We start from the raw sequence: 6,381 nt of genomic DNA on the forward strand, positions 1-6,381 counted from the left end.
CACAAATAAAACTTTACTCAGCAGAAGTGGCGTCAGCAGGTGATCCACCACCGTAAATTTCTTCAGCGTAGTTTCCAGGCTTTACCTTGATAATACCGTCATCCTTGTTCGTATCAACGTGAACCAAAGACGTGTACTTATCAATAACGCGGTGTTCGACGCGACCTTCAGCCACGACAGCAACACCGACAACTTGACCTTCGAATTCCTTAACCAAAGAAGCCATTCCTCGAATTGTACCACCAGCCTTCATGAAATCGTCGACAATAAGGACACGAGATCCCATTGGCAATGAACGGCGTGACAATTCCATCTTCTCAAGGCGTTGTGATTGACCAGTAACATAATTAACTGACATCGTTGGTCCTTCCGTAACCTTAGTGTCGTTACGGACAATCACAAATGGCACGTTCAACTTTTCAGCAACGGCTTGTGCAACCGGCACACCCTTAGTTGCAGCCGTCATAACGGCGTCGATTGGCTCGCGCAAGTATTGCGTGGCAATCAAACGACCGATACGTTGCAAGAACCAAGGTTGTCCCAACAAATCTGACAAGTAAACGTAACCACCAGGCAAGACACGCGTCTCGTCATCAATGGCATTTACCAATGAAGCAACAAATTCTTCCGCTTCAGTTTCAAGCATGTATGGCGTAAAGCGAGCACCACCAGCAGCACCCGGAATCGTCTCCAAAAGACCAATACCGCGCTCCTGGAAAGTGCGCTTCAAAATCGTCAAGTCTTCAGAAATTGATGACTTGGCGCTTTCGTATAATTCTGCAAATTGTGTCAAAGACACCAACGTACGTGGGCGCTCCAATAAGTAGCGCGTCATATCGACCAAGCGATCACTGCGTCGTGTTTTCATATCTCATTAAACCTCGAACGTTCGGTAATTTTTATTATTATGGATTAATTATAACACGTTCGTTCATGTAAAAACCTGAAAATAGGTTTAAAACCGAAATTACAAAAAAATCACGTGGGTTTTCACGTGATTTTCGGACGTTCGGCTTTTTGAGTTAACCGTTTAACTAACTATTGCCAAGAAATTGTTCGTTCCTCACCATCAACTCGAGCACCCAAAGCCAATTCGTTAATCTCAGGTTGATCAAATACCGGTAGCATCTCAGCGAACGTATTTGGCAACACATAACGACCATCGAGCAGCTTTTCACGCGTTGTCCAGAAGATTTCACCTTCACGACCTGAGTGAATTGTCCCTGAATACTCAGTCGCCTTGTACAAAAAGACGATGTAGCGGGCGCCATTTTCTAGCGGCCATTCTTTAATTCCCATCAATTGTGGGTTCGTGATTTCCAAACCGGTCTCTTCGCGCGCTTCACGAAAGACAGACTGCGTCACCGTATCCCCGACTTCAACATGACCACCAGGGAACGTCACGCCCGGCCACTTTGGATTTTTACGATCCTCAACCAGCACTTCATGGGTCTCTGGATTTTCAATCATAATCATGTTCGTCAGCTCAATCGGCGTGTATCGATCTGCCATTACCACTCACTCCTTTTTGTGACAAAAACAGCCCAGCTGACAAACTGCCAACTGAGCTGTTAAAAAATCGTTTTCTAGCGAATTAGCCCTTGAAGACCCATTCGTTGCCATCCTTGGCCAACAAATCGTTTGATGCCTCTGGTCCCATTGAACCTGAAACATAGTTAGGGAATTGCTCACGTGTTGCATCCCAAGCTTCTTGGATTGCATCAACGAACTTCCAAGCAATTGCCACACCGTTCCAGTCGGCAAAGTTTGAACCGTTACCGTCCATAGCGTCGTGAATCATGCGCTCATATGGCTCTGGCGTCAACTTCTTGTCTTCGTCTGAAACCGTCCAGTTCAAGTTAACAACACGCGTCAAGAATTCTGACGTCACGTCCTTAGCGTTAATCTTAAACTCGATACCACCCTTTGGATCGATCAAAATTGTCAAAACAGGGTTAGCCAATTCAACGTCACCGCCGAAGATGTTCAAGCCCTTCTTGAAGACAACATCGACACGCGTTGACTTAGCAGCCAAACGCTTTCCTGAACGGATGTAGAATGGCACGCCTTCCCAACGATCCATCTCGAATTGCAACTTACCAGCCACAAACGTGTTGTTTTGTGAATCTGCTGGCACGTCCATTTCGTCCAAGTACTTCTTTTGTGTACCATCGGCTGACTCACCGTATTGGCCACGGACGAAGTTCTCAGCAACCTCTTCACGGTTGTAAATCTTCAATGAGTTAAAGGCCGCGTTCTTGGCAGCACGGATATCAACGTCCTTAAATGACGCTGGCTTTTCCATGGCCAACCAACCAACGATTTGCATCGTGTGGTTTTGAATCATATCACGCAAAGCACCGGCCGTATCGTAGTAACCGGCACGCTCTTCAACACCCAAAACTTCTGACAAAGTAACTTGGATGTTTTCGATGTAGTCCTTGTTCCATGCAGCGTCAAACAATGGGTTACCAAAGCGGACAGCAGCAATGTTTTGAACCATTTCCTTACCTAAGTAGTGGTCAATACGGAAGATTTGGGCATCATCAAAGGCCTCTGACAATTCGTTTTGCAACTCTTCGGCAGTACCAAATGATGTTCCAAATGGCTTTTCAATCATCAAACGGTTGTACTCACCGTTTTCAGTAATCAAACCTTCTGACTTCAAGTACTTAGCAACCGTTCCGAAGAAACGAGGAGCAACTGACATGTAGAAAATACGGTTGCCCTTCAAGCTGTACTTGGCGTCCAATTCGTTGTTCAATTCCAACATAGCAGCATAACCGTTTGCATCAGTAATGTCTTGTTGGATGTAGTAGAAGTGAGAAATGAATTCTTCAGCATTTGCTTGATCTTCAACGAAGTCAGCAATTGATTCGCGAACCATTTCGTGGAACTCTTCAGTCGTCAACTCTTGACGGGCCGTACCGATAACGGCAAAGTGCTCTTGCAAGAAGCCCTTCTTAAACAAGTTATACGTTGATGGGTACAACTTACGCTTAGCCAAGTCTCCAGTTCCACCGAAGAATGTCAACAATGTTGTAATTTCTGCAGGCACGATGAATGCTCCTTTACTCTCAAAAAATCGAAATAATCATTAGTTGTATAAGTTCAAATCAGTAACAGTATCTCACACTCTTACTCAATAACCACATTATAAACTTTTTTACAGCGTTTTGCCACAAAAATGTAAAACGCTTACATTAAAAACTTATGACATACAATTTATATGCTTAACCCTCGGAAAAGTATCGCGTTGCAGCGATTGCGTTATGCCATCCGTTCAAAAGGGCGTCGCGACGTTCGGCCGGCAAGGCAACATCGAAATGACGGCCACGTTGAATGTATTGTGCGAGGTCTGATAGGTTCTGCCAGTAGCCTACTGCCAAGCCAGCCAAGAACGCAGCGCCAAGTGGCGTTGTGTCCTCATCGATCGAACGCTCAATTTCGATGTTCGCGATGTCGGCTTGGAATTGCATCAAGTACGGATTACGTGAAACCGTTCCATCCGCCTTCATCTTCACGACATCGTACTTAGATTCGGCCTTCATAATCGCCAAAATATCCGCCGTTTGATAGGCGATTGATTGCAATGTCGCCTTCACAAAGTCAGCCTTGTCCGTACCACGCGTCATACCGAACACCGCTCCACGAGCTTGTGGATCCCAGTAAGGTGCACCCAATCCGTTAAAGGCCGGCACAACGTAAACTTCATCGTTGTTTTGTGACTTTTCGGCCAACTGCCACGCATCCAATTGGGTTTCGATTAATCCCAAACGGTCATGCAACCATTGCACAGCTGACCCTGCTGAGAAAATCGATCCTTCCAATGCGTAGGTTGGTTCATCTCCAACTTGATAAGCAATTGTCGTTACCAATTGGTTTTGTGACGCAACCGGTTCCTTACTCGTGTTCATCAACAAGAAAGCACCGGCCCCGTACGTGTTTTTAATCGTACCTGGCTCAAGCGCTAGTTGCCCAACCAATGACGCGTTTTGGTCACCGATGACACTGGCAACCGGCACCCGACCACCAAAGAATTGCATCGGATTCGTCTGCGCAATCACTTCACTGCTGGTATGAACCGTTGGTAACATGCTTGCTGGAATGTTGAATAACTGCAATAGTTCTTCATCCCACGCTTGTGTGTGAATGTTATAAAGCATCGTTCGTGAGGCATTACTTGCATCCGTCGCATGCGTTTCCCCATCCGTTAATTGCCAGAGTAGCCACGTGTCTACCGTTCCAAAAACAAGCTCCCCCGCTTCAGCTCGTTCTTGCGCCCCGGCAACGTGGTCTAGAATCCAACGAATCTTAGTCGCTGAGAAGTAAGCACTGATTGGCAATCCCGTCTTCTCACGAATCATCTCAGCATGCCCGGCATTATTGAGCGCATCCGCAATTGATTGTGATTGTGTTGATGACCAACTAATCGCGTTGTAAATCGGTTGCCCCGTTTGGCGGTCCCAGATAATCGTTGTTTCACGTTGGTTCGCAATCCCAATTGCCTTGACCTCATCACCACGAATGCCAGCATTAATCAACGCATCCGCAATGGCTGTTTGCGCCGTACGCCAAATGTCCATCGGACGTTGTTCCAACCAACCAGTGTGTGGGACGATTGGTGTCATTTGCACCGCTGTTGATGTCACGCGACGCGCATTGTGATTGAAAATAACTGCACGTGTCCCCGTCGTTCCCTGATCAATCGCTAAAATGTATTCAGGTCGTGTAATAGCCATAAGCTTTCCCCAATTTTTTCGTTTAAAATAAATTCATCCTCTCTTAGTATATCAACTCGCGAGAATGTGCTACACTTTTTTGCATAAACTATACAATTTAGGCATGATTTGACCATGCCAGATGGAGGATTTATGTCAATCTCGTCAGCGGATGGCGAAGTGCTCAAACCGAAGCACGTAGAAATCAAGGCCCCAATTCTTTATATAACAACCCTCTTCCAGTCAACTGGTGCATCGCTAATTTGGCCCATCGCCACGTTATACATGCACAATGTGTTGCACGAGACGATGACCACGGCCGGCTTAGTCGTCATGGGACTATCAATCATGATGATGATTGGTAGCTGGGTTGGTGGACACCTATTTGATAAATGGAGTCCCTTCAAATCAATCGCCAGTGCCGTTGCCCTTGCAACAACGATGTTGGCCTTGCTAACGTTCTGGCACTCATGGCCGGTATTCGCAGTCTTTATGCTAATACTCGGTTTCGCCGATGGTATCATCTACACATTGTTAAATTCATACGCTGCTACAATTCAATCATTGGATTCACGTCGTGTGTTTAACATGCAGTACCTCTTTATGAACGTCGGTGTCGTGGTTGGAACTGCAATTGTTGGTTTCCTATTCAATCACGGTGTGCAATACGTATTCGGTGGTGCAACCATCATGTATGCGATTTTCTTCGTGTTGGTGCTACGTCACTTCAACGTGAAGGGTATGACCGCACAAGCCTCAAAGGAAGCTGCCAAGGCCGCCAAGAGCAACTTCAAGACACCGGTTTTGATTTATGCCTTGCTCGGTTTGGCATTCTCCCTTTATATGGGATACATTCTTTGGGAGACAGTCGTGGCAACGCACATGACCGACCTCGGCATGACGACACAAGACTATTCATTCCTATGGACATTGAATGGTATCGTCATCATTGTTGGACAAGGTTTGCTGGATCGCATCATTGAAAAGTTGCCATTCCGACTAACCGTGCTTGGTGGAACCGCCTTATTCGCGATTTCATTCATCTTCTTGATGGGCGCCAAGACGTATCCGATGTTCATCTTCACCTTTATGATTTTGACCATTGGTGAGATGTTCGCGAGTCCACAGATGCCCGCTTGGATTGATGATATCAGTGATCCAAATGCTAAGGGTCGCTCACAAGGTATGATGACCATGGCGATTTCACTTGGTCGTGCCGTTGGACCGCTATACGGTGGTTTAATGATTGACGGCGGTTCATACAAGGCCTTGTTCGGGTCAATGTTTGGTATCATGATGCTTTTCGTCATCTTCACCTTCATTCTCGACCGTGCCTTCCGCGCCCGCAAGCGTCGTTTAAATAATTAACTTTTGACAGCACCTCAATTCCGGTTGAGGTGCTTTTTTGTACTTGAATTTACAATTCAAGTGCAACACTAAGCTAAATAAAAACTGACTCATAATGAACCAGCGTAAAATGTAGTTTGTCTAGAACATACAGAACGCGAGGAAACATTATGAGTCATTATCATCAGCTTACCGCATTTGATCGCGGACGTATAGAAGTTTTACTCAGAGAAGGGTTGTCAATGCGTAGCATTGCAAAAGAAATTGGTAGAAGCGCTTCGACAATCTCTCGTGAGATTGCCCGCTGTGTTGG

6 protein-coding genes are annotated in these 6,381 nt (G+C 46.0%); 2 read left to right on the forward strand and 4 right to left on the reverse strand.

What is annotated here, in order from left to right; genetic code table 11:
• Positions 1-13 precede the first annotated feature (13 nt).
• From purR to glpK, 4 genes are all read right to left on the reverse strand, one after another.
• On the reverse strand, positions 14-868 hold the full coding sequence (gene purR / locus C6P11_RS09720; RefSeq protein ID WP_135520701.1) for a pur operon repressor: 855 nt from the start codon (positions 866-868) through the stop codon (positions 14-16).
• A 170-nt stretch (positions 869-1,038) separates the two neighbouring features.
• Complete coding sequence (locus C6P11_RS09725; protein WP_135520703.1) at positions 1,039-1,512, reverse strand: 8-oxo-dGTP diphosphatase; 474 nt, start codon at positions 1,510-1,512, stop codon at positions 1,039-1,041.
• A gap of 82 nt (positions 1,513-1,594) precedes the next feature.
• A complete protein-coding gene (gene zwf, locus C6P11_RS09730; RefSeq protein WP_135520705.1) occupies positions 1,595-3,058 on the reverse strand; it encodes a glucose-6-phosphate dehydrogenase in 1,464 nt (487 codons plus the stop codon).
• A gap of 175 nt (positions 3,059-3,233) precedes the next feature.
• Positions 3,234-4,742 (reverse strand): glycerol kinase GlpK, encoded by a 1,509-nt coding sequence (gene glpK, locus C6P11_RS09735; protein ID WP_135520707.1) that lies wholly within the window; start codon positions 4,740-4,742, stop codon positions 3,234-3,236.
• Positions 4,743-4,874: 132 nt separating this feature from the next.
• Between glpK and C6P11_RS09740 the strand changes: the two genes are divergently transcribed.
• Positions 4,875-6,089 (forward strand): MDR family MFS transporter, encoded by a 1,215-nt coding sequence (locus C6P11_RS09740; RefSeq protein ID WP_135520709.1) that lies wholly within the window; start codon positions 4,875-4,877, stop codon positions 6,087-6,089.
• Between the two features lie 149 nt (positions 6,090-6,238).
• Positions 6,239-6,381 (forward strand): helix-turn-helix domain-containing protein (locus tag C6P11_RS09745; protein ID WP_135518151.1); only part of this gene is annotated, 143 nt, incomplete at its 3' end.

The sequence above is a fragment of the Weissella confusa genome, from assembly GCF_004766315.1.
GTDB lineage: Bacteria > Bacillota > Bacilli > Lactobacillales > Lactobacillaceae > Weissella > Weissella confusa_A.

Excerpts from the sequence above, each read along its gene's own strand:
- purR (WP_135520701.1), bottom strand. The coding sequence starts at position 868 with ATGAAAACACGACGCAGTGATCGCTTGGTCGATATGACGCGCTACTTA.
- C6P11_RS09725 (WP_135520703.1), bottom strand. The coding sequence starts at position 1,512 with ATGGCAGATCGATACACGCCGATTGAGCTGACGAACATGATTATGATT.
- glpK (WP_135520707.1), bottom strand. The coding sequence starts at position 4,742 with ATGGCTATTACACGACCTGAATACATTTTAGCGATTGATCAGGGAACG.
- C6P11_RS09740 (WP_135520709.1), top strand. The coding sequence starts at position 4,875 with ATGTCAATCTCGTCAGCGGATGGCGAAGTGCTCAAACCGAAGCACGTA.